This is a genomic window from Streptomyces clavifer (assembly GCF_036345975.1).
GTDB classification, from domain to species: Bacteria; Actinomycetota; Actinomycetes; order Streptomycetales; family Streptomycetaceae; genus Streptomyces; species Streptomyces clavifer.
On the sequence record NZ_CP107793.1, the window covers coordinates 2,173,317 to 2,194,851 of the forward strand.

General features: G+C 73.1%; 18 protein-coding genes. 7 read left to right on the plus strand and 11 right to left on the minus strand.

Features of this window, described 5'->3' with window-relative positions:
* Positions 1 to 330: 330 nt before the first annotated feature.
* Both OG927_RS09295 and OG927_RS09300 read left to right on the plus strand, forming a co-directional pair.
* The gene (locus tag OG927_RS09295; protein ID WP_330319962.1) at positions 331 to 1,185 is read left to right on the plus strand and encodes a PhzF family phenazine biosynthesis protein; all 855 of its coding nucleotides are present in this window, start codon (positions 331 to 333) and stop codon (positions 1,183 to 1,185) included.
* Between the two features lie 26 nt (positions 1,186 to 1,211).
* Positions 1,212 to 1,535: a MazG-like family protein gene (locus OG927_RS09300; RefSeq protein WP_330319963.1), complete on the plus strand. Its 324-nt coding sequence runs from the start codon at positions 1,212 to 1,214 to the stop codon at positions 1,533 to 1,535.
* Positions 1,536 to 1,542: 7 nt separating this feature from the next.
* Here OG927_RS09300 and OG927_RS09305 read toward each other — a convergent pair whose 3' ends face one another.
* On the minus strand, positions 1,543 to 2,154 hold the full coding sequence (locus OG927_RS09305; protein WP_330319964.1) for a TetR/AcrR family transcriptional regulator: 612 nt from the start codon (positions 2,152 to 2,154) through the stop codon (positions 1,543 to 1,545).
* 104 nt (positions 2,155 to 2,258) lie between these two features.
* On the opposite strand from OG927_RS09305, the gene OG927_RS09310 reads away from it, so the two are divergent.
* From OG927_RS09310 to OG927_RS09320, 3 genes are all read left to right on the plus strand, one after another.
* The gene (locus OG927_RS09310; RefSeq protein ID WP_124282547.1) at positions 2,259 to 3,710 is read left to right on the plus strand and encodes an MFS transporter; all 1,452 of its coding nucleotides are present in this window, start codon (positions 2,259 to 2,261) and stop codon (positions 3,708 to 3,710) included.
* A gap of 43 nt (positions 3,711 to 3,753) precedes the next feature.
* Entirely contained in the window at positions 3,754 to 4,335 is a 582-nt protein-coding gene (locus OG927_RS09315; RefSeq protein WP_056784644.1) for a GNAT family N-acetyltransferase, read from the plus strand.
* A gap of 611 nt (positions 4,336 to 4,946) precedes the next feature.
* On the plus strand, positions 4,947 to 6,296 hold the full coding sequence (locus OG927_RS09320) for an ABC transporter substrate-binding protein (protein ID WP_330319965.1): 1,350 nt from the start codon (positions 4,947 to 4,949) through the stop codon (positions 6,294 to 6,296).
* A 253-nt stretch (positions 6,297 to 6,549) separates the two neighbouring features.
* On the opposite strand, the gene OG927_RS09325 is transcribed toward OG927_RS09320, so the two are convergent.
* Entirely contained in the window at positions 6,550 to 7,020 is a 471-nt protein-coding gene (locus tag OG927_RS09325) for a GNAT family N-acetyltransferase (protein ID WP_319101509.1), read from the minus strand.
* Positions 7,014 to 8,876, minus strand: coding sequence for a serine/threonine-protein kinase (locus tag OG927_RS09330; RefSeq protein WP_330319966.1), 1,863 nt, complete (start codon positions 8,874 to 8,876; stop codon positions 7,014 to 7,016). Before OG927_RS09330 ends, OG927_RS09325 begins: the two co-directional genes overlap by 7 nt.
* A gap of 228 nt (positions 8,877 to 9,104) precedes the next feature.
* On the opposite strand from OG927_RS09330, the gene OG927_RS09335 reads away from it, so the two are divergent.
* Positions 9,105 to 10,319: a M23 family metallopeptidase gene (locus OG927_RS09335; RefSeq protein ID WP_408058127.1), complete on the plus strand. Its 1,215-nt coding sequence runs from the start codon at positions 9,105 to 9,107 to the stop codon at positions 10,317 to 10,319.
* A gap of 238 nt (positions 10,320 to 10,557) precedes the next feature.
* Here OG927_RS09335 and OG927_RS09340 read toward each other — a convergent pair whose 3' ends face one another.
* The 8 genes from OG927_RS09340 to OG927_RS09375 all read right to left on the minus strand — a co-directional run bounded on the left by OG927_RS09340 (position 10,558) and on the right by OG927_RS09375 (position 18,398).
* On the minus strand, positions 10,558 to 11,856 hold the full coding sequence (locus OG927_RS09340) for an NADase-type glycan-binding domain-containing protein (RefSeq protein ID WP_330319968.1): 1,299 nt from the start codon (positions 11,854 to 11,856) through the stop codon (positions 10,558 to 10,560).
* The gene (locus OG927_RS09345; RefSeq protein WP_056785922.1) at positions 11,853 to 12,452 is read right to left on the minus strand and encodes a phage tail protein; all 600 of its coding nucleotides are present in this window, start codon (positions 12,450 to 12,452) and stop codon (positions 11,853 to 11,855) included. The genes OG927_RS09340 and OG927_RS09345 overlap by 4 nt, the downstream gene beginning before the upstream one ends.
* 62 nt (positions 12,453 to 12,514) lie before the next feature.
* Positions 12,515 to 14,473, minus strand: a complete 1,959-nt coding sequence (locus tag OG927_RS09350; protein WP_056784668.1) for a putative baseplate assembly protein — start codon at positions 14,471 to 14,473, stop codon at positions 12,515 to 12,517.
* Positions 14,473 to 14,916 (minus strand): GPW/gp25 family protein, encoded by a 444-nt coding sequence (locus tag OG927_RS09355; RefSeq protein WP_056784671.1) that lies wholly within the window; start codon positions 14,914 to 14,916, stop codon positions 14,473 to 14,475. Before OG927_RS09355 ends, OG927_RS09350 begins: the two co-directional genes overlap by 1 nt.
* On the minus strand, positions 14,916 to 16,736 hold the full coding sequence (locus OG927_RS09360; RefSeq protein ID WP_056784675.1) for a VgrG-related protein: 1,821 nt from the start codon (positions 16,734 to 16,736) through the stop codon (positions 14,916 to 14,918). Before OG927_RS09360 ends, OG927_RS09355 begins: the two co-directional genes overlap by 1 nt.
* The gene (locus OG927_RS09365; protein WP_056784679.1) at positions 16,736 to 17,458 is read right to left on the minus strand and encodes a CIS tube protein; all 723 of its coding nucleotides are present in this window, start codon (positions 17,456 to 17,458) and stop codon (positions 16,736 to 16,738) included. Before OG927_RS09365 ends, OG927_RS09360 begins: the two co-directional genes overlap by 1 nt.
* A 3-nt stretch (positions 17,459 to 17,461) precedes the next feature.
* Complete coding sequence (locus OG927_RS09370; protein ID WP_056784683.1) at positions 17,462 to 17,899, minus strand: phage tail protein; 438 nt, start codon at positions 17,897 to 17,899, stop codon at positions 17,462 to 17,464.
* A gap of 124 nt (positions 17,900 to 18,023) precedes the next feature.
* The gene (locus OG927_RS09375) at positions 18,024 to 18,398 is read right to left on the minus strand and encodes a hypothetical protein (protein ID WP_330319969.1); all 375 of its coding nucleotides are present in this window, start codon (positions 18,396 to 18,398) and stop codon (positions 18,024 to 18,026) included.
* Between the two features lie 643 nt (positions 18,399 to 19,041).
* On the opposite strand from OG927_RS09375, the gene OG927_RS09380 reads away from it, so the two are divergent.
* Complete coding sequence (locus tag OG927_RS09380) at positions 19,042 to 20,538, plus strand: hypothetical protein (RefSeq protein ID WP_330319970.1); 1,497 nt, start codon at positions 19,042 to 19,044, stop codon at positions 20,536 to 20,538.
* Positions 20,539 to 21,535 lie beyond the last annotated feature (997 nt).

Genomic DNA, 21,535 nt, shown 5'->3' on the forward strand with positions numbered 1-21,535 from the left:
CACAGTGAACGGGCCGCCGCGGACCGGGGGGCCGCGGGACCGGCCGGAGGGTGGCCCGGGGTGTCAGGACCCCGGGCCACCCCGGGAAGCCTTCCCGGACCGCTCCGGGGAATGCCCCCGGAGCGCACCCGGAAATCCGCGGACCGGGCACGGACCGCTCCGCACGCCACCCGCTCCGGGCAGGCTCCGGACCCGGTCCGGTCTCGGTCCACGCCCTGTCGGGGCGCGTTCCACCCGCGTTCCGCACCCCGGTCCGCCCTGCGGCCCACGCCCGGCCGGCTCCCGCCCGTGCCCGGGAATGCCCGCGCAGACGCCTTGGTTGACGTGCCCATGAGCCGACTGCCCAGCCCCGAGGTCCTCCGCTACACCGCCTTCTCCGCCGATCCCGAGGGGGGCAACCCCGCAGGCGTCGTCCTGGACGCCACCGGGCTCGACGACGCGGCCATGCTCGCCGTCGCCGCCGGGCTGGGCTACAGCGAGTCGGCGTTCCTCACGGCACCGGACGGCCGGGGCGGGTACACGATCCGCTACTTCAGCCCCAGGGCCGAAGTCCCGTTCTGCGGCCACGCGACGGTCGCGACAGCCATCGCCCTCGCCGAACGCGACGGTCCGGGCGACCTCGTGTTCACCACCCGCGCGGGCACGGTCCCGGTCACCGTCACCCGGGAGGGCGGCGAGCTCCGGGCGACCCTGACCAGCGTCGAGCCGCACGTCGAGGACATCGCCCCGGACGACCTCGCGGAGGCCCTGGCCGCCCTGGACTGGCAGGCCGCAGACCTGGACCCCGCGCTGCCGCCCCGCATCGCCTACGCGGGCGCCCGCCACCTGGTGCTGGCAGCCGCGACCCGTGAGCGACTGGCGGACCTGGACTACGACTTCGCCCGGCTGGAGGCGCTGATGCGCCGCCAGGACCTGACCACGCTCCAGCTGGTGCGGCGCGCATCGGAGACGGTCTTCCACGTCCGCGACCCGTTCCCGGTCGGCGGGGTGGTCGAGGATCCCGCGACGGGTGCGGCGGCGGCGGCTTTCGGCGCGTACGCGCGCGAGCGCGGCATCGTCCCGGACGACGCGGTCCTGACCCTGCACCAGGGCGCCGACCTGGGCCGTCCCGGCACCCTCACCGTGGAGCTGCGGCCCGGCGACGCACGGATCAGGGTGAGCGGCACGGGAACCCGCATCGCCTGACGGACGCGACCGGCATCCTGTTCGCCATGAACACTCACCCCTGGGACACCGTCGACCACCTGCACGCCTGGCTGGACTCGGCGACCGGGGTCCCGCCGGAACAGGACCTCCTGTTGCGGATGCTGAAGCTGTCGGAGGAGGTGGGCGAGGTCTCCCGGGCCGTCATCGGCGCCACCGGCCAGAATCCGCGCAAGGGGGTCACCCACTCCTGGCAGGACGTGGAGGCCGAACTCTGCGACGTCATCGTGACCGCGATGGTCGCGCTGCGCACCCTCACCCCGGACGCGGCCGCGGTCTTCGACGGTCATCTGCACCGCATCGCCGAGCGGTCGGCGGGCACCGGGTCCTGACGCCCTCTCAGCGCACGTACACCCCCGCCCGCGCCGCCACCGCCGCCGCCTCGGCCGCCCGGTCGGCGGCGGCCTCGTCGAGGGGGTCGCCGCTGGCCAGCATCCGGTAGTAGAGCGGGGCGGAGACCGCCCGGATCACCTCGCCCGCGTCGGTACCGGCGGGCACGTCGCCCCGCGCGACCGCCGCGTCGACACAGCCCGACCACTCCGCGATGCGCACCGCGTAGAAGCGGTGCAGCGCCTCGGCCGTACGCGGATCGCAGGTGGCCGCCGCGATCACGGCGGCGAAGAGCGCCCCCTGGCGCGGGTCGGCGAGGGTCCGCACCACCAGCCGGGCGTTGGCCCTGAGGTCCTCGGCCAGGGAACCCGTGTCCGTACGCGGTACGGACTGCTCCGCCATGTCCGCGAGCAGGTCGGCGACCAGACCGGCCGTGCCGGCCCATCGCCGGTAGACCGTCGTCTTGCCGACTCCTGCGCGGCGCGCCACGTCGGCGAGGTCGAGCCGGTCGAATCCCTGCTCGGCCAGTGCGTCACCGGCCGCCCGCAGGACGGATTCCCGTACCCGGGCCGTGCGCCCACCGGGCCGGACCATGCCCGGCTCCGCTCCCTCTGCATCCATAACGGGTCTCCAGTTCCATTAATCAGCTCAGCCCTGCTACGGTGACCCCACCCTAACGGAACCCGAGACCCGTTAGAGCCTCCGCCTTCAGGAAAGGGCTCACCATGTCCACGTCCCGCACGGCGCTCCCCGCCGCTCCGCCACCCCCGGCCGGCCCCGTCCCGCGCATGACGGGACGGCAGAAGCTCGTCCTGACCCTCCTCCTCGGGGCACAGTTCATGGTCGCCGTGGACTTCTCGATCCTGAACGTGGCGTTGCCCGCCGTCGGCGAGGGGCTCGGATTCACCCTCTCGCACCTCCAGTGGATCGCCACCTCCTTCGCGCTCGCCGCCGCCGGATTCACGCTGCTGTTCGGCCGCATCGCCGATCTCGTCGGCCGTAAGCGCCTGTTCGTCGGCGGCATGGTCGTCCTCGGACTGTCCTCCGCGCTCGGCGGTCTCGCCACCTCCCCGGAGGTGCTGCTCACCGCGCGGGTCCTTCAGGGCCTGGCCACCGCGGCGGTCACCCCGGCCGGGCTCGCGCTGCTCACCACGGCGTTCCAGGAGGGTCCGCTGCGCGAACGCGCCCTCGGCCTCAACGGCGCCCTGATGTCGGCCGGCTTCACCGCCGGGGCGATCCTCGGCGGCCTGCTGACCGATCTGCTCTCCTGGCGCTGGGCGTTCTTCGTCAACGTCCCCGTCGCCGCACTCGTCGTGGCCCTGGCCCCGTCGGTGATCACCGACTCCCGGCCCGCCGTCCGCCCGAAGCTCGACGTCCCGGGCGCCGCGACCGTCACCGGCGGTCTGCTGCTCCTGGTGTACGGCCTGACGCGGGCCGGCGAGTCCGGCTGGTGGGCGCCCGCGACCCTGGCCACGCTGCTCGCGGGTGCGGCGCTCCTCACCGGCTTCTGGTTCGTCGAGAAGAGGGCGGCGGCGCCCCTGGTCCCGGTGCACATCCTGAAGCGGCGCAGTGTCATCTGGGGCAACGCCACCGGGCTGATCGCCTTCGTCACCGAGACCTCCCTGGTCTTCCTGCTCACGCTCTACCTCCAGGAGGTCCTCGGCTACTCGCCGCTCGCCACCGGGCTCGCCTTCGGCGTCCTGGGTGCCGGGACCGTCGTCGGCGGGCTGGCCGCCGGACGTGTGGTGGGCAGGTACGGCAAGCGGCGCACGATCGTCCTGGGCGGTGCGGTCCAGGCCGCCGCCACCCTCTCCCTGGTGGCGCTCGGCACGTCCGGCGGCTGGATCGTGCTCCTGCTGGCCGCGACCTTCGTGGGCGGCGTCGGCAACATGCTGATGATCGTGGGCTTCATGGTCACCGCGACCTCCGGGCTCCCCGACGAGGAGCAGGGCCTGGCCACCGGGCTCGCCACGATGACGCAGCAGGTCGGGATCACGATGGGCATCCCGGTCATGAGCGCGGTCGTCACCGCTCGGACGGGCGCGGCGACGGGGCCCGACGCCGTGCTGTCCGGCGTCTCGGCGGCGGTCCTGGTCAACTCCGCGCTCGTACTGGCCGGCGCCCTGCTCGCCGGAGCCTTCCTCGGCCGTCCCGGCCGGAGCGCCTCCGCCGGGTGAGTCGCACCCAGTTCGCGGCCCCGTCCGGTACAGGATGACGGCCATGGCACAGCCCCTGACCGTCCCCAGCATGACCGCCGGCCCCGACTTCGTCCTCCGTCCCTGGGAGATGAGCGACCTGTCCCTCGTGCGCGAGGCGGCGGCGGACGACTACATCCCGCTGATCACGACCATCCCCTCGCCGTACTCGGACGAGGAGGCCGAGGCGTTCGTCCGGCGCCAGTGGGAGAGGGCGGAAACCGGTGCCGGATACCCGTTCGCGATCGTCCGCACCCGGGACCGGCGTCCGGTCGGCTCCATCGGACTCTGGCTCGGCGAGTCCGCCGAGGGCCGGGCGACGGTCGGCTACTGGATGACCGGCCCGGCCCGGCGGCAGGGGGTGGCGGGAGCGGCACTCCGCACGGTCACCACCTGGGCCCTGCACGAGCTGGGCATCCCGCGCGTCCAGCTCCTCGTCGAGCCCTGGAACACCGCGTCGGCGCGGACCGCCGAGAGCGCCGGGTACGTGAGTGAGGGGCTGCTGCGCAGCTGGCAGCGGATCGGTGACCGGCGCCGGGACATGGTCATGTACGTCCGGCTCGACGACGACCGCACCGCACAAGGGCCGTCGGCCGCCCGCGGCTGAGCGCACACCCTGCGTGGGACGGTGTCCTCGAACAACTCCGGGGCCGCCGCCCCCGCCCGTTCCGTTGACGGCCGGCGCACCTCCGCGGGCGCGTCACCGACTCCTCCGGCAGCCGGGCGCTCCCGGCCGGTACCTCCCACGGAGCTCCCACCACAGCCCACGGGTCGGACCCCCTCCGCGCCCCGGGCGCCACCGACCGCTGCGCCTGGCCGACCCCGCGGTATTCACCGGTCTCGGCCCGCCGGCCCCGCACAGGCCACGGATCGAGCCGCCGCACCGCTCAGCCGGCCCCGCCCGTACGGGTGTTGCGGAGGAAGCAGGGGCGACTGAGGGCTCGCCCTCGCGTCGTCACCCGAACCGACCAATCTTGACCGTACTCGAGCGGACGTGTAAACACGTTCCATCTCAAGTTAACTGCGCAGGTGACCAGTTGTAGCCGCGACCTGCAGCACGGTGGACTACCACCAGGCGGTTGCAGTGTCAACTACCTGCGCTTCAGGGCTGGCACGCTCACCCTCAGCCGGCGATGTGCCCTCCCGGACTTCCGTACGTCTACGTGCGGATCGCTCGACGGTTCATGAACCACCCTCACCACAACGGAGTAAAGCGATATGAGAACGACCACCAGACGCGCGATGCGCGGCGTCGGCCTGCTGTGTGCGGCTGCGCTGAGCCTCACGGCGTGCGGGTCCGACGGCACCGGTGACGACGCCGGTTCGGACAAGGCCGTAACGGGTGGTGATCTCCGGGCGGCTCTCAAGGAGGGCGGCTCGATCACGGTGTGGGCGTGGGAGCCGACGCTGAAGCAGGTGGTCAGCGATTTCCAGGAGAGGTATCCCAAGGTCAAGGTGAAGCTGGTCAACGCCGGTACCGGCAACGACCAGTACACCGCCCTGCAGAACGCCGTGCAGGCCGGAGCCGGTGTGCCGGACGTCGCGCAGGTCGAGTACTACGCCCTCGGTCAGTTCGCCCTCGGCAAGTCCCTCGAGGACCTCAGCAGGTACGGCGCCTCGGACTTCAAGCGCGACTACTCGCCGGGCCCGTGGAACGCCGTCACCATCGACGACGCCGTGTACGCCCTGCCCATGGACTCCGGCCCGATGGCGCTCTACTTCAACAAGAAGGTCCTGGACAAGCACCAGATCGCCACACCCACCACCTGGGACGAGTACCTGGACGCCGCGCGCAAGCTGCACGCCGCCGACCCGAACGCCTACATCACCAACGACACCGGTGACGCGGGCTTCACGACCAGCATGATCTGGCAGGCCGGCGGCACCCCGTTCAAGACCCGCGACACCAGCGTCACCGTCGACCTCGTCGCCGACAAGGGCGTCACCGCCTACACCGAGGTGTGGCAGAAGCTCATCGACGAGAAGCTCCTCGCGCCCATCAGCTCCTGGAGCGACGAGTGGTACGCGGGGCTGGCCGACGGCACCATAGCCACCCTCGCCACCGGCGCCTGGATGCCCGCGAACTTCGCCTCGGGTGTGAAGGCCGCCTCGGGTGACTGGCGCGCGGCCCCGCTCCCGCAGTGGGAGAAGGGCGCCGAGGTGAGCTCCGAGAACGGGGGCAGCTCCCTCGCGGTGATGAAGGCGGGCAAGAACAAGAAGCTGGCCTACGCGTTCAACGAGTACGCCAACCACTCGGAGGGCGTGCAGTCCCGGGTCGAGAACGGCGCCTTCCCGGCGACCACCGCGGACCTGACCTCCACGACGTTCCTCAGCACCACGTTCCCGTACTTCGGTGGCCAGAAGGCGAACGAGATCTTCGCCCTGTCCGCCACCCAGGTGCCGGAGGAGTGGTCCTACCTGCCCTTCCAGGTCTACGCCAACTCCATCTTCAACGACACCGTGGGCAAGGCGTACGCCACCGACACCACGCTGGCCGACGGACTGAAGGCCTGGCAGAAGGCCTCTGCCGACTACGGCACCGAACAGGGCTTCGACGTCAACAAGTGATGCGGTCCCTCCCCTTCGTCATGGTCCCGGCTGCTCGCGCACCGGCTTGACGGGGCTGTAGGTGGCACCTCGCCGTCCGTGCCCCCGAACCGGATCCGGTTCGGGGGCACGGACGTCTTGCACGGTCCAGCCCTCCGTGCCGGCAGAGCGGCACCGCCGGCCGGTACGGGGCGGGCACCTGCGGCAGCTTGCCGGAGTCGCGGGACGGCACCCGCTCGGCCCGGGGGCCGCGGGGCGCGGCCCCCGGGCCCGTTCAGGCGGCGGCTGTCCACCGGTACTGCACGTCGGGCTCCCTCTCCTCGTTGCGGCTGCCGTCGTCGTAGGCGACCGCGACGAACCCGTGCTGCTCGTAGAAGGCGCACGCGGCGGTGTTGCGGCGGAAGGTGTACAGGCTCAGCTCCCCGCGCGAGGCCGCCTTGACCCGGTCCAGCAGCCGCGTCCCGATGCCGCGCCGGAGTGCGTCGGGCCGCAGGTAGAGCTGGTCGAGCTCGTCGCCGTCCAGGGAGGCGAAGCCCAGCAGCTCCCCCGCGCCGTCCTCGGCGACCCATGTCCTGCTGCCGGGCAGCAGGACATGGGTGATCCAGGCACGGGTCTCCTCGTCGCTGTGGACCCGGGGGAGATAGGGCAGGACCGCCGCGCGCGAGTCCAGGAAGACCCGGGTGACGGCCTCCGCGTCCTCGGACGTCGCCGCGCGCAGCCGTATCCCGGCGGACGGTCCTAGCATTTCGTCAGCACCGGTTCACCCGGGGAGGGCTGCCTCATGACGGGCTCCAGGTGCCGGCCGTACAGCACGGCCCACGCGGAGGGCTTTCCGCCGGCCGGCTTCATGATGCTCGCCAGGGCGCCGCACACCTCCTTGTGCAGACCGGCCTCGTTCGCGTCCATCGCGACACCGTAACCTTCCGTACCGCCCTCGATGTTGTCGAGGGCCTTCGTCTTGTCGGAGTACTTGTCGGCGAGACCGGCGACGATGACGTCGTCCGTGGCCACGGCGTACACCGGGGTCGCGGGGTCCAGGAGCGCCTTGACGCAGTCCTCGAAGCCGGGGCGCAGCACCTGCTGGCCGGCCAGCCCCTCGTTCCTGATCCAGGTCTCGTATACCGACTTCCTGGCGGTGCAGACCTTCGCGCTGGGGTCGTTCCGCAGGTCGCTGACGTCGTTGTAGGGCCTGTTCTTGCGTACCAGGAGCCCTTTGAGGGCCTGGTAGTAGGGACCGGCGAAGACGACGCCGTCCTTCTTCTCGCGTTCGTCGTTGATGCTGTACGAGGCCAGCACGATGTCCGCCCGGTCGGCCGCCTTCAGGTAGTCGCTGCGGTTTCCGGAGTTGACGCGCACGAAACGCACCTGGTCCTCGTCGAAGCCCAGGTGCCGGGCGATCTCCTTGCCCAGGTCGACCTCGAAGCCCTTGAAGGTGCTTCCGTCCTGCACGCTCAGTCCCGGCTGGTCCTGTTTGACGCCGATCCGCAGGACCTGGTGCGTGTCACTGAACGTGGACGCGGCCCCGCTCCCGCCCGTCGTGCCCTTGCCGTGCGCCGCGTCGTCCCCCGTGCCCGTCCCGTCCTGCTGTCCCCAGACGTACCACGCCCCTCCCGCGAGGAGCGCCGTACAGAGCACGGCGACCGGCACCGCCCACCGGTCCCGGCGCCTGCGTGCGCGCACCTGGGGGCGGCCGCCGGAAGCGGGGGGCGGGTCGTGCCGGGCGGGCTCCGGGGGCCGCGGGCCGGCCGGTGTGTCGAGCGCGACGTCCCGGGTGACGGCCTGCAGCATCCGCTCCGCCGCGGCCGCGTCCGGGCGCTGCAAGGGGTCCTTCCGCAGCAGTCGTTCGACCAGCGGGGCGAGCGGCCCGGCGTACTGCATGGCCGGTACGGGCGACTCGCGCACGGCGATCAGCACCTCGTAGCCGGTGGATCCGTCGAAGGGCCGCCTGCCCTCCACCATCTCGTAGAGCGTGACGCCCAGCGCCCACAGGTCGGACGCCGCCGTCGCGGGATGGGGCTGCGCCGCCGTGCGGCTGAGCAGTTCGGGTGCGAGGTAGTGCGGCGTCCCGATGATCTCGTGCGACCGGGTCACCTGCACGGCGCCCTCGAAGGTGGAGATCCCGAAGTCCATCAGGAGGGCGCGCCCGTCGGGCCGGAACAGGATGTTGTGGGGCTTCACGTCACGGTGCAGGACTCCGGCCTCGTGCACGGCGGTCAGTCCGCGCAGCACCTGGAGCCCTATCCGTGCCGCGTGCGGCACGGACAACTGCTGCTGCTCCCGCAGGAGGTCGGCCAGGGAGCGGGAGTTGAGCAGCTCCATCACGATCCAGACCTGGTCGCCGTCCTCGATCACATCGTGCACGGCGACCACGTTCTGGTGCCCGATCCTGGCGATGGCCTGGGCCTCGCGCCGCGCCCGGTTGACCCACTGCCCCTGCGTGGCCGGTGTCACGGCCCCGGGGTACAGCAGGCCCTTCACGGCCACCTTCCGGTCGAGGCGGGTGTCGAGGGCCTCCCAGACCACTCCCATCCCGCCGCGTCCGAGCTGTCTCTGCAGTCTGTAGCGGTCGGCGATCACCGTGTCCGGACCGATGCCAGTCATGCCCTCGCCGTCCATCCGACCCCCCGGTTCGTGCTGTTGTGGTGAGCAACAATAGACGCTCCGTCAGGACGGCGGCGGGCGGTCGGAGAAGGGGTCCGAGCCCGTTCCCGGCGCTCGGGGGAGAGTGGGTTCCGAGGGGTGTCCGGGCCCTCCGCGGCGGATGGCATAGTGAGTCCCACCGCGACGGTCGAGTAGGGGAGTGTCGGACCTGTGAGGATCGCTCGCTGGATGGTGCCGGTCATCGTCGGGGTCGTGGTGACGCCGATATCGATCGGCGTCGGATCCGTTCTGCTCGGGACCTCCGACGACAGCGAGGCGGCCGGCGGAGACGTCCCCACGCCGATGAGCACCGAGCTGAAGGCGGGCGACGTGGGTGTTCCCGTCATGTACGCCAAGCTCTTGCGCGACGCCGCGGCCGACTGCGACGAGAAGCCGCTCACCGCGCCCGTGCTGGCAGCGCAGTTGAAGCGGGAGAGCAACTTCAACCCGAGGGCCAGGTCGGTCGCGGTCGACACGGCGACGGGCGACGAGGGCTCGCTGACGGACCCGCGGAGTGCGCAGCAGCGGGCGGAGGACGGGAAGACGGGCGAACAGCCGGTGGAGGACACCCTCTCCGGCGGAGGCACTCCCACCGCGCCCGGCTCGTCAGAGGTTCCTTCGGGCGAGGCTCCGCCCGACGTGGCGCAGGCCGCACGGCCCGTCACCCGGGGCATCGCGCAGTTCTCCGACGCCGACTGGGCGGCCGAGGGGGTCGACGGCAACAACGACGGCGTCAAGGACGTCCTGGACCCGGCGGACGCCATACCGTCCCAGGGCAGGAAGATGTGCGGACTCCTGCGGACCGCGGAGCAGCACCCCGGCTACCGGGGCACCCAGCTCGAACTGGCTCTGGCCGGCTACCACATGGGCTGGGAGACGGTGGAGCGGTACGGCGGTGTCCCGCGTGCCAGTGGAGCGGACGGGGAGACGTACGAGTACGTCAAGGCCGTCGTGAAGTCGTCCTCCCAGATGGTCGTCCCGGTCGGCGGTGACGTGGCCGGCGGCTGGACCCTGCCCGTCGAGGGACCGGCGGGCACCCCGTACCACCAGCGGGGCTCAGCCTGGTCGACCGGTCTGCACACCGGCGTCGACTTCGTGATCCCTGCCGGTACGCAGGTCAAGGCCGTCGGACCCGGCGAGGTCGTCACGGCGGGGGCGGGCGGCGACTACGGCAACCAGGTCGTCATCCGCCACGAGGACGGTACGTTCAGTCAGTACGCCCACCTCTCCGAGGTGAAGGCCGTCGTCGGCCAGAGCGTCCAGGGCGGCACACTCATCGGCTGGTCCGGCGATACCGGCAATTCCTCGGGGCCGCACCTGCACTTCGAGGTGCGTACGGGGCCCGGGTTCGGGAGCGACGTCCCGCCCGTCCCGTTCCTTCGCACCAAGGGCCTGATCCTCTGAGGCCGTGACGGTGGGAGGCGTGGAGCACGGCCTTGACGTCGTCGCGCCCGTCCGGTCGGGTGGTCCCCGGGCCTGTGACTCCCGGGCGTCCACCGGGGGTGCCGGTGCGGGGCATCCGCCCGGACGCGCCTCGGGCCTCGCGCCTCGGGCTTGAACGCGACCGCCTCCTCGCTGCGGCCCCTGGGAAGGGGCCGCAGCGAGGAGGCGGGGGCTGTTCGGGAGCGGCGGGGCAGGGCCCCTACGTGCCGCTGGTCGTGGCGCGGGTGAAGAACTCGATCTCGGCTATCGAGACCTGCTTGTCGGTTCCCGCGTTGAACGCCGAGCGGATGACGAAACGGACGCTGACGACGTTCTCCGCGCGGAACTTCCGCTGCTGGGGGCCGCTCACCTGGTCGAGTTTGATGTGGCGCGTCGTCTTCCTCCCGTCGGTCGTGGTGATGATCGCGTCCATGCGGTGCGGCAGCGCGGCCTCGGAGAGGTCGGCCGGCTTGACGGAGATTCCGGACGTGATGAGGATGTTCAGCAGACGGGTCGGTTCCTGGAAGCGCGCCTCGACCCATTCGCCCTCGGCGGACTGCGAGACGCCGGGTCCCCACCAACTGTTGTTGACCTTGTCGAAGAGCGCCTTCGGCGGATGGCCGCCGAAGGAACGGGACGCCTCGGCGGAGTCCGGAGTGACCGGCGCCCGCTTCGCGAAGTGGTCACGTGCCGCGTTCCACGCCGTACTCACGTTGAACGCCGCGTAGATCACCAGCCCGAGCGCGAGGCCGTACACGATCCAGGTGAAGATGCGGCCGATTCCCCGGCGCAGCCTCGGACGGTCGCCCGCCCACGGCGCGGGGCCGTTGCCGAAGTCCCGCATCCGGCGCCACCAGGGGCGCCGTGCCTCCGGGGCGCCGGGGCGGTCCGCGAGGGACATGGCGCAGCGCCGGCAGAAGTGCCGGTCGGGCCGGTTGGCGACCTCGCACCAGGGGCACGGGGGGCCGGTCTCGTCGGTCGGTCCGCTGCCGGGTGCCTGGACCAGGGGGCGGGCCGCGGCGGGCACGCCGGGGAGGACCGGGGCGACTTCCGGTGCCGGTGCGGCGGCACGCTGGTCGGCGACCGGCACGAGCAGCGCCCTGGCGCGCGCGCTCGCGTCCGGCTCCGGTTCCGGGGTGGGCGCCGGAGCGGCGGAGGTCACCGGGATCGTGGGCAGGGTGTCGTCCTCCTCGGGCGTCACCGCCGGCACGTCGGCGCGTACGGGTTCGCGCACCCCGTCCGTGCTCCCGGCCCCGGCATCCGCGTCGGCCGATGTGACCGGGCCGGGGTCGGAGCCCGGAGCGCCCGACGTGTCCGTGCCGGACTGCCGGCCTGCCGCGCCCGCCGCCCGGTCCCTCCTGTCCGGGGTCCAGCTCAGTACGGCGCCGCAGCCGTCGCAGAAGGACTGCCCCGGGGTCGGCGGCGTGCCGCACTCGGCGCAGTTACGTGGCTCGTTCCCCGCGCCGCCGGCCCCCGCGGTCGAGGGTGGCGTGGAGGGAGAAGCCTGCTGACTGGTCACCTGTCGGAAGTCCTTTCGGCGGAGGTCACATGGACCGTGTAAGGCATATGGGCGGGGCGAGCTGCCGCTACGAGACGCTCCAGCCGGTGTTCGGCGGCGGGGTCGGGCACCGGCAGCCGTACGGTGACGTGCAGATGGGGGCGGCTCTCGCCGGGGAACGGGCCCAGGGGCCTGGCGTCCCAGGCGGCGGCGCCGCTTTCGGTGATCTCCGGCTCCACGCCGAAGGCGAGCCGTACCGCCTCGGACAGTCCTTGCCGGGTGCCGCGGATGCGGTGCAGCCGGACGGCGGCGGTCACCGCGGCGCGCAGCGCCACGGTCGCCTCGGTGTCCTGCGGAGGGCCGGTGGACGGAGTGGTGGACGCGGCCTCCGTCAGGTCGCGGCCCGCGGCTTCGTCGGCGCGCCCGGCCGTGTCGGGACCTTCGGTCTCCGCGCCCACCCAGCCGCCGAGCCAGCGGGTGAAGTCCGCGGGCGCCAGCGACGGCGTGAAGTAGGCGTCCAGGCAGTCGAGCACGTTGTGGAGCGGCGCGAGGACCTCGTCGATACCCGCGACGAACCGCTGGGCGAGGTCGTCCTCGGCGAACACCGCCGGCAGCATCACGCCCAGCGGTGCCGAGGAACCGAGTCCGTCGACGGAGCCGCGCGTGCTCCCGCTCGTGGTCACGAGTCGTCCCCTATCACCCGGACGCGGTGGTCGAACGAGAAGACGAGCGCGGGGGGTTCGAGGTCGATCCGCTCCGTGGGGTCGCCGCGTTTGCCGCTGAGCGGGTCGGCGGGGTGCAGCAGCACCTCGTCCACCAGCTCGACGCCGGGCACCCGCTGCAGCACGGCGAACACCTCGCCCGCCTGTACCGGGCGGCCGAAGGGCCAGCCCGTGCCGTGGGCTCCGCCGGTCAGCGGGTCGAGGTGGCGGTACAGGGCGTCGTGCGCCTGCCGCCTGACCCGGTCGGTGTCGGTGCCGCGGAAGGCGTGCACCGTCGCGACGACCGTCACCCCCTGGTAGAACGGCGGCCCGACCGCCAGCCGGGTGCCGATCAGGCGCCGCTCGTCCAGGTACCGGGTGATGCGCCCCAGCAGGGCATCCCCGGGGACGAGCTGCTCGAAGCGCAGCCGGCCGCCCGGATCGGACACCGCCTGCGGGACGACCAGCACCCGGACGGCGTGCGCGCCGTGCTCGTCCGGCTCGGCCGCGAGGCAGGTGATGCGCGCGGTCTCGGGCGCCGCGCGCCGTGCGAGTTCCTCGTAGTCCCGCAGGGTCACGGCGCGGTCCTGCGCACTCAGCGCGATGGGCGCCCGGCGCTTCGCCTCCTCGACGGTCTCACCGTCGACCCCGCCGCGCGCGGCCTCCCGGTTGATGACGTCGGAGATGTAGGGGACCGAGTCGCGCAGCACCTGGATGGCACCCCGCGCGACGTTGCCCGCCTTCCCGCCACCCGTACGGTAGCGGCGGGCCCGGATGGGCGCGCCCTTGGGCGGCACGGCCCCGTACTGGCGCAGGGTGCCGTCCGGTTCACGGACGGACGGGCCGAAGGCGATCTCGCCGGTGGTCGCGTCCAGGGTGATGTGCCGGTCGGCGGGGCCCGAGGCGGCGAAGTGGCCGACGGTCTCCCAGTCGATCCAGCCGTCGCGCTCGGCGACCTGGAGGAGCAGGGGCTGCGCGCCGCCGACGACGGGGCTGTTGGCCAGCCGTAGCCGGTGTCCCGGCAGCCCGGTGGACTCCCCCAGGGCTTCGTCCCGCACCGTCTCGGCGTGCACGACGCCGGTGGTGCCGCCGATGCTGAACGCCTCGGCGGAACGGATGGTGGGCGAGGTGGTGTAGAAGGGCTGGCCCTGTGCGGGCTCGGTGACGCGGCAGCGCAGCCAGCCCGCCTCGCGCCGCCCCGTGCGGGAGAGCGCGTGGCCGCCGGGGACGTGCAGCACGACCTCACCGGGGCGGTTGAGTCCACCGGTGGTGTCCCGCTCGACGTCGCAGGCGATCCAGCCGTCGGCGGTCCACGCCTCCCAGGCGAGCGGCGGCTGCCTGGGGTCGACACCGACACCGTCCACCTGGCTGTCGAGCTCCAGGACGACCACGCACTCCGGTACGGCGGCGCTGAGCCCGAACAGCATGCGGTCACCGGGGTTCGGTGCCTCGGCGAAGCAGTGCACGTCCTTGGACTCGACGAGGTCCGAGGTGCGGTCGACCGCTTCCTGATCGGCCCGCTGGATCACGAGGTACGACAGCTCGCAGGGCACCACGGTGAGTTCGCGCTCGGTGGCGAAGACCACCGCGTCCTCGGTCTGGGTGCGCGCCGTGGCGACCTCGGTGCCCGTCGCGAGCACGACGGGCTGCTGCTGCGGGGCGGACAGCCAGAACGTGACGTCGGCGCGCGCCGCGGACGGAGGGAAGAGCGTGATCCCGATGAGGTCCAGGAACGCGAGGTGGTTCTTCTCGGGCACCCGGTTGAGCCGGTACACGATCTGGTCGGCCATGTGGGCGACCGTCTCGACGAGGGTCACGCCCGGGTCGGAGACGTTGTGGTCGGTCCACTCGGGGGCGCGCTGCTGGATGTAGCGCTTGGCGTCGTCGACGAACTGCTGGAAGCGCCGGTCGTCGAGGTTCGGGGAGGGCAGGGCCATCAGCGGTCGCTTCCAAAGTGCTCGTCGGGCGTGCCGGACCCCTCGGGCCCGTCGTGGGAGGGGATCACGTAGAACGGGAAAACCAGGCTGCGCGGGTTGTTGGTGCCCGTGATCGAGTAGCGGACGTCGATGAAGAGCACGCCCTGTTCCGCGCCGGCCGTCACCGTGACGTCGTCCACCTCGATGCGCGGTTCCCAGCGGTCCAGGCAGCTGTGCACCTCGTGCTGGATCCGGCCGGCGGTGGCTTCGTTGACGGGCGCGAAGACCATGTCGTGGATGGCGCAGCCGAACTCGGGCCGCATCGGCCGCTCACCGGGCGCGGTGGAGAGGACGAGCCGGATGGCCTCCTCGACCTCGCGTTCCCCGCTGACCAGGGCGATGCCGCCGGTGGGACCGATGCGCAGCGGGAAGGCCCATCCGGAGCCGACGAACTGTTCCGCCATCAGATCACCGGCTTCAGGTTGGAGGTGAGGATGCCGAAGGACTTGACGTTGAGCGCCTTCAGGCCGATGTCGATGGCCGCGGTCATCTGCAGGGAGGCCCCCGCGGTCAGGGACAGGGCGCTCGCCGCGCTGATGTTCATCGGCCCGCCGCTGCGGATCGTCAGGGAGCCCACCGCGTTCAGCGAGAGGTTGCCGCCCGCGTTGATGGCGACGGCGCCGGTCCCCCGGATGGAGACCTTTCCCTTGCTGTCCACGACGATCTCGGTCTTCGTCCGGTCCAGATTGATGGTCAGCCGGTTGTCGCCGGTGGAGAGCCGCACCCCGCGCTTGAGGCCGACGCTCTGGTCGAGCAGGTCGATACGGTTGTTGCTGCGGTCGGACAGGGTGCGCCGGGTGACCTTCCCGCGCGTCGGGTCGAACACCGGCACGTCGACGGGATCCGGCTTGTCGACGCCGTTGTAGAGGCCGCCGATGACGTACGGGTGGTCCAGGGCGCCGCGGTCGAACGCCACCAGCACCTCGTCGTCCACGTCCGGTGAGATCATGCTGCCGCCCTTGACCCCGCCGAACTGGACGGTCCGGGTCCAGTCGCTGACGTACATGTCGTCCAGCCACGGGAACCTCAGCTTGACCCTGCCCTGCCTCAACGGGTCCTTGATGTCGGTGACCAGGGCGTTGGCGACGCTCGGCAGGCCGGCCGGGCCCGTCCCGCCACCACCGGAGGTGAGCCCGTACAGCGAACGCCACTGACGGCCGCTGACGTTCAGGTACGTCTCGTAGTGCTCCTGGTCGCCGAAGGTGTGGCGGGCCGCCGTGACCGTGTACTTGCCCTGGAAGGGCTTGCCGACGTCCGTGACGGTGACGGCGACCCCGGGGCGCAGTTCGGTGTTGCCCCGCGCCGTGACCTCCACCTCGGCGAAGGAGGAGGTCACGTCGTCGGCCACGGCGTCGGCGGCGTGTTTGACCTCGTCCAGCTTGTCGTAGGGCGTGTCGGTCACGACTAGTTCGGCCTTGCCGAACGTCTTGGACACCTCGGACGGCGTCGTACCGATGGCGAAGCCGGTGTTGGCCAGAGCGGGCGACTTGGAGACCAGAGGCTGCTTGGTGGTGACGTTCCAGCCGCGTGCCTCGACGGCGGTCACCTGGTCGGCGGAGGTGACCGCCGCGCGGCAGCGCAGGATCTCCTCGCCTCCCCGCAGGAGGAGCGCGGCCTTCACGCTCGGCGTGCTCGGTGTGCTCTCCGGGGGAGCCGACGCCGCGTGCTGCCGCTTGACGAACTGGAATCTGCCCTTCGAGTTGATGGACATCACCATCTCGTTCTCGTCCGCGAGCCGTTGGACGAAATCCCAGTCCGTGACGTTGGCCTGACTGATGAACTCGTACTGGCCCTTGGTCCGTTGGGTCTTCCCCATCGGAATGCCGCTCTTGCGCGCCAGCTCGACCGCGATCTCGGTGGCGGTCTTGTTCCTGTACGCCGCCACCCTGCGCTGCCGCAGCATGCGGTGACCCTTGTCGTAACCGCGGATGACGGTGAACGTACCGGTGCGGTCGTAGTCGGTCTCCAGGGCGGTCACCTCCCCGGTGATCAGCGGCGTGCCCTTGCCGTCCGAGAAGGGGGCGATGACCACCGGCACGCCGATCTCGACGTTCAGGTTGGAGAGGATGTCCTTCTTCTCGTCACGGAAGGTGAGCTGGAACGCCCCGGGCACGCCCGCACCGAAGTCGACCCGGCCCGCCACCAGTTTCTTGTCGTCCGGGGACTTGAGCTTCTTGCCGGCGATCTGCACCGTGAGGATGTTGGAGAAGCCGATATCGGGCATCAGGCGCCGACCTCTTCAGCGGCGGGAAGCATCAGTTCGACGCCGGGCGTCAACGTCTTCGGGTCGTCGATGTCGTTGGCCTCGGCGATCGTGCGCCATGCGGTCGCGTCGCCGTACTCACGCCAGGCGAGGAGCGGGAGCGAGTCGCCGGCCACGACCCGGTGCACCCGGCGGGAGGTGAGCGCGCCGGAGGTGGGGTTCTGGCCGAGGGTACTGCTCGGGATCTCGTGGAGGTTCACCTGGCAGGTGGCCCGGATCGGCATCCCGTTGGTGTTGAAGAGGGTGTACTGGGCCTCCACGGAGCTGACGTAGGCGTTGAAGCGGGCCGTGGAGAACGCACCCCACTCGAAGATCACCCACGGAGTCGACGGCTGCTTCGCCGCGATGCTGGCAGTGGTCGTCTCGCAGCAGGAGAAGAGGGCTTCGACCTTCCTGCGCACATCGTTGCTGTCCGGTTCCTCGGAACGGTCGAGGAAGATCTCCACCGTCATCTCCCGGGGCTCGGGCCCCATGAACTCCGGGACCGCCCCGTCCCGCACCGCGGCGGTGGGCGTGGTCTTCCACTGGGCCCTGCGGGTCAGCGACAACTGGGACGGGTTGAAGTCGAAATCGAACGTCTTCATCAGCGCGCCGGGTTTGGTGCTGCTGCCGATCGGCGGCTGATGGATGGCGAGCGTCGCCCGCACCAGGCTGTCACCGATGCCGAAACTGGGGAACTTCATCGGCTACGCCTCCCCCGCGTCCGTGAACCCGTGGTGGGCGATCTCCAGGACCTCGGTGGCCACGGCGGGGCTCGCCGGGTCGAAGGAAGGTCCGCGCCAGCTCACCGGGAGTACGTCGATCAGCCCCCACTGGGCGACCATCGAGCCGTCCGCGCGCAGCGCGGCGATCTGCCCGGTGGGCCGGGTCACCCCCGTGGCCACGGAGGAGATCCACTCCGCCACCTTCGCGGTGTCCTCGGTGAGGGGGCGGGTCAGCGTGATGTTGGAGAAGGTGACACGGGTGGGCAGCTGCCAGACGAATCCGTTGTTGCCGCCCTCCTGCCGCTGCTCGATCTCGACCTGGGACGAGAGCCCTTCGCAACCGTTGAAGTTGCCCAGGCTCTCACCGTCGATGGTGAGGTTGAAGAAGATGGTGGAGCCTGCGTCGAGTTCCTGGGGCATCGGGTGGGGGCCTTCCTGCGGTTCCACGTGCGGTTGGGGCGGGTTCCGGCGGGGCCGGACCCATGGGCTTGCGGGACTGCGGGCTTACGGGACGGACCGTGCGGACCGGCGCTCGCGGGGGCTGTCAGTGGCGTGGGTCGCGCAGCTTGCCGATCCGCTCCCGGTCCAGCCGTAGCTCGGTGCGCAGCAGCCGGGTCATCGGCCCGATGAGCCGGTGGACCAGCTCCGCCACCTGGTCCTCCTTCAGATCACGCGGGTGGAACTGGCTCGTGACGGAGGGCGCGGGCCTGGCCGTGGAGCCCTGGCCGCCACTGCTCCTGTGCACGGCTACGGGCGCGGCGCGGCGCTGCACCCCCACTGGGGCGGGGGCGGGGGACGGCGCCCGGGCCGGAACCGGAGGCGCGGCCGGGGACTGGGAGGCCCGGGCTGCCGGGACGGCGGGCGCCCGCTGCACGGGGAGCGCGGCGGCCGGAGCGAGCCGGGCGGGTGCCAGGGACACGACGGGGCTCCGGACGGGCAGGTCCACGGAGGCGGCCGGGGCACCGGATGCTCCTGGAGCGTGGAGGGCCCGGGAGCCGCCGGGGGCGTCCGGCCCCGGCGTACGAGCGATCCCACCGGGGACGGGCGGCGCCGACGCGGACGCGGAGCGCTGAACGACCGGGAAGGCCGCGGCGGCGCTGTGGAGACGGTGCCCCCCGTCACCGGGTCCCCCGGGCGACGACGACACGGCGGGGGCAGCGGAACGGGCCGCCGACCCGCGCTCGGGACGGACAGCGCCAGGAGACGCCGACAACGGCACCGCGGAACGCTGGACCACCGGGAAGGCCGCGGCGGCACTGAGGAGACCGTGCCCCCCGTCACCGGGTCCCCCGGGCGACGACGACACGGCGGGAGGAGCGGAACGGGCCGCCGACCCGCGCTCGGGACGGACAGCGCCAGGAGACGCCGACAACGGCACCGCGGAACGCTGGACCACCGGGGAGGCCGCGTTCGGCGCCGGGGCGCGCTGGACCACCGGGGAGGCTTCGGCAGGCGCCGCCGAACGCTGAACGGCATGCGGGCGGGCGCCGACGGTTCCGCCGGCCCCGGAGGCCGAACCCGCGGAGGCCCCGGAGGCCGAACCCGCGGTGACCGAACCCGCGGTGACCGGACCTGCGGTGACCGGACCCGCGGTGACCGCGCTGCGGACGCGGTGCATACGCACGACGGGCGGGGCGCTCTTCGTCGTCGGCGCGGGGGCCGGCGACTGCGAGGTGCGTGGTGCGGCGCTGCGGACGCCGGGCAGGGCGGGCGCGCCGGGAACGGCGGCACGCTGGACAGCGGCCGGAGAGGCACCGGGCACCGGGGCCGCTGCGCGTCGCCGTGGCGCGGCTGCGGGAGCGTTGCCCACCGCGGCAGGGGCTGCGGGCCCCGTCCTCACCGGCGACGGGGTGAACCCGGCGGCCGTGACCGGCCGCGCGGACCCCACCAGCGGGGCGACCGGCATGGCCAGCGACTTCGGCGCCGGAGGAGCGTCGGCCGGCGGCGCGGGCACGGCAGAAGGAACGGAGGCGGCGGACGATCGCTGCACGGGAGGCAGGGACCTCGTCGGGGCCGCGAGGGTGCGGGAGGGCCGGGTGGCGGCGGGGATCCGGGGCGGGGTCCCGGGCGCGGGCGCGGGCGCGGGCTGGGCGAGGGGTGACCGCTGCACGGGCGGCGCGCCGCCCGGTCGGCCGGGTCCGGGTGCGTCGTCAGCGAAGGGCCGCACCGGCCGGCGACTCGCGGAGCCGGTGCCGGCTGCCGGACCGCCGCCGGATGCGGGCAGCGACCGTGTGGGGCTCACCGGCGGGACGGCCGAAGCCGCTCCCGGCCGCCGCACCGGCACGGCGGGCAGCGCAGCCCGCTGCACGGGCACCGCAGCGGTCGGCCGGGCCGCCCCGGATCCGCTCGTCGCCACGGACCGCGTCGAACTCGTCGTCGGCGCCTCCCTGTTCGCTCCGTCCCCGGCGGAGCCGCTCGTCAGCCGTACGGCCGCGCCGGGCACCGTCGCACCGGAGGCTGCTGCCGGACCACCGGCCACCGGGCCTGAACGGCGCACCGCAGCCGAAGGCGCCGGTTCCGAAGGAGCACCGGTGCGGGGGCCGGGCGCGGGCACCCGGCCCGCTGCGGGAAGCCGCCGCACCGACGGTTCACCCGTCGTACGGGGCCCACCACCCGGACCGCTCGGCGTCCGCACAGCACCGGGGCCGGCCGACCCCGGAGCGGCGAGCCGCTGTACCGGCGGTGAACCAACGGCCCTTCCCGCGGTCGTACCGGACACCACCGCGGAGTTCGCACGCGTCGGCACCACGGGTGCTCCCGTGGTGCCGGGCCCCGCCACGACGCCGCTCGCACGCGTACCGGAGACGGAGGAGCCGGAAGAGACCGAGGGGCCGGAGGACTTGGGGAGGCCGGGCCCGGGAACCGGACCCGTCCCGGTGCTCGTGGGCCGTTGCCCGCTCGACGACGCGCCGTCGGCAACGGCGCGCCGCTGTACGGGCAACGCCGGTGCGGAAGCGGAAGGCGGCGCCACGGGCCCCGGCGCCGGCCGCGCGGGCGGCGCCGGGAGGGCGCTCGGCCGGCCGCCGGCCGCCGACGAACGCTGTACGTGGGGTGCGTGACCGGGAGCCGGGGCACCGGCCTGCCGACGCACCGCCGGGGCAGCCGCCGGGTTCGCCGCCCGAGCGTCGGCGGGGCGGCTCGACGGAGCGCCCAGTCCGGGCCGGACGACCGGACGCGGCGCGGGTGCGCTCGTCCCGGACGTACCGGCCCCGGGTGTCACCGACGGACCGGCCGTGCGCGCAACAGCATCCGGCCCGGCCGGGGGTGTCCTGCGTACGGGAGGCGTTGCGCTCTTCCCGCTGCCGCCGAACGCAGGGGCCCGCCCCGACGGCGCTTCGCCCCCGGAGGTGCCCAGGGGCGTGACGGCCGGCGATGCCGGTGCTTGCGGGGACGGTCGTACGACGGGAGCGGCGATACCGGGACGCTGCTGCGCCGGGGAGGTCCGCGCGGCCGGTGGCGTCGGGGGCGCCACCGGTCCCGACGACGGAGGGCCGAGCAGCGGGCGCCGGGGTGGCGTGGAGCCCGCCGGTCCGGCCGACCGGCCGGGAGCGCTCGCCGCGCGTCGCTGCACGGGGAGTGAGGAGGTGGGTGCCGGAGGAGTCCTGTCGGACGGCGACGCGGCCCCCGAAGCCCCCGTCGGGCCCGGCCGCCGGGGGGCCGGCGGCTCGATCCGCGCGGATCCGCCGCGGGGGCCGTCCTGCTCCCCGTCCGAGCGCTGGACGTGGGCAGCGGAAGCCGGAGGACCGGAGGCAGGAGCAAGGGGGGAACGGGCGGCGAGGACCGGAGCAGGTGTGGCGGAGGGCGGGGACACGGGCTTCGGAGCGCTCGTCGGCGCGGACACCCGTGCGCCTGCCCCGGCAGCCGGGGCAGGCGTCGTCGCCCGCGGTGCCACCGCGGGCAGCACTCTGCGCCGGACCGTCGCCGGAGCGGAGGCCCGGGTCAGCGCGGAGGGCGTGGGCGCCGGCCGAGGCCGGACGGGCGCGACCCGCGGGCCCTGGGCGCGCTGGACCGAAGGCCCCTGCCAGTCGCCCCGGCCACCCGGATCGCCGCCCTCCC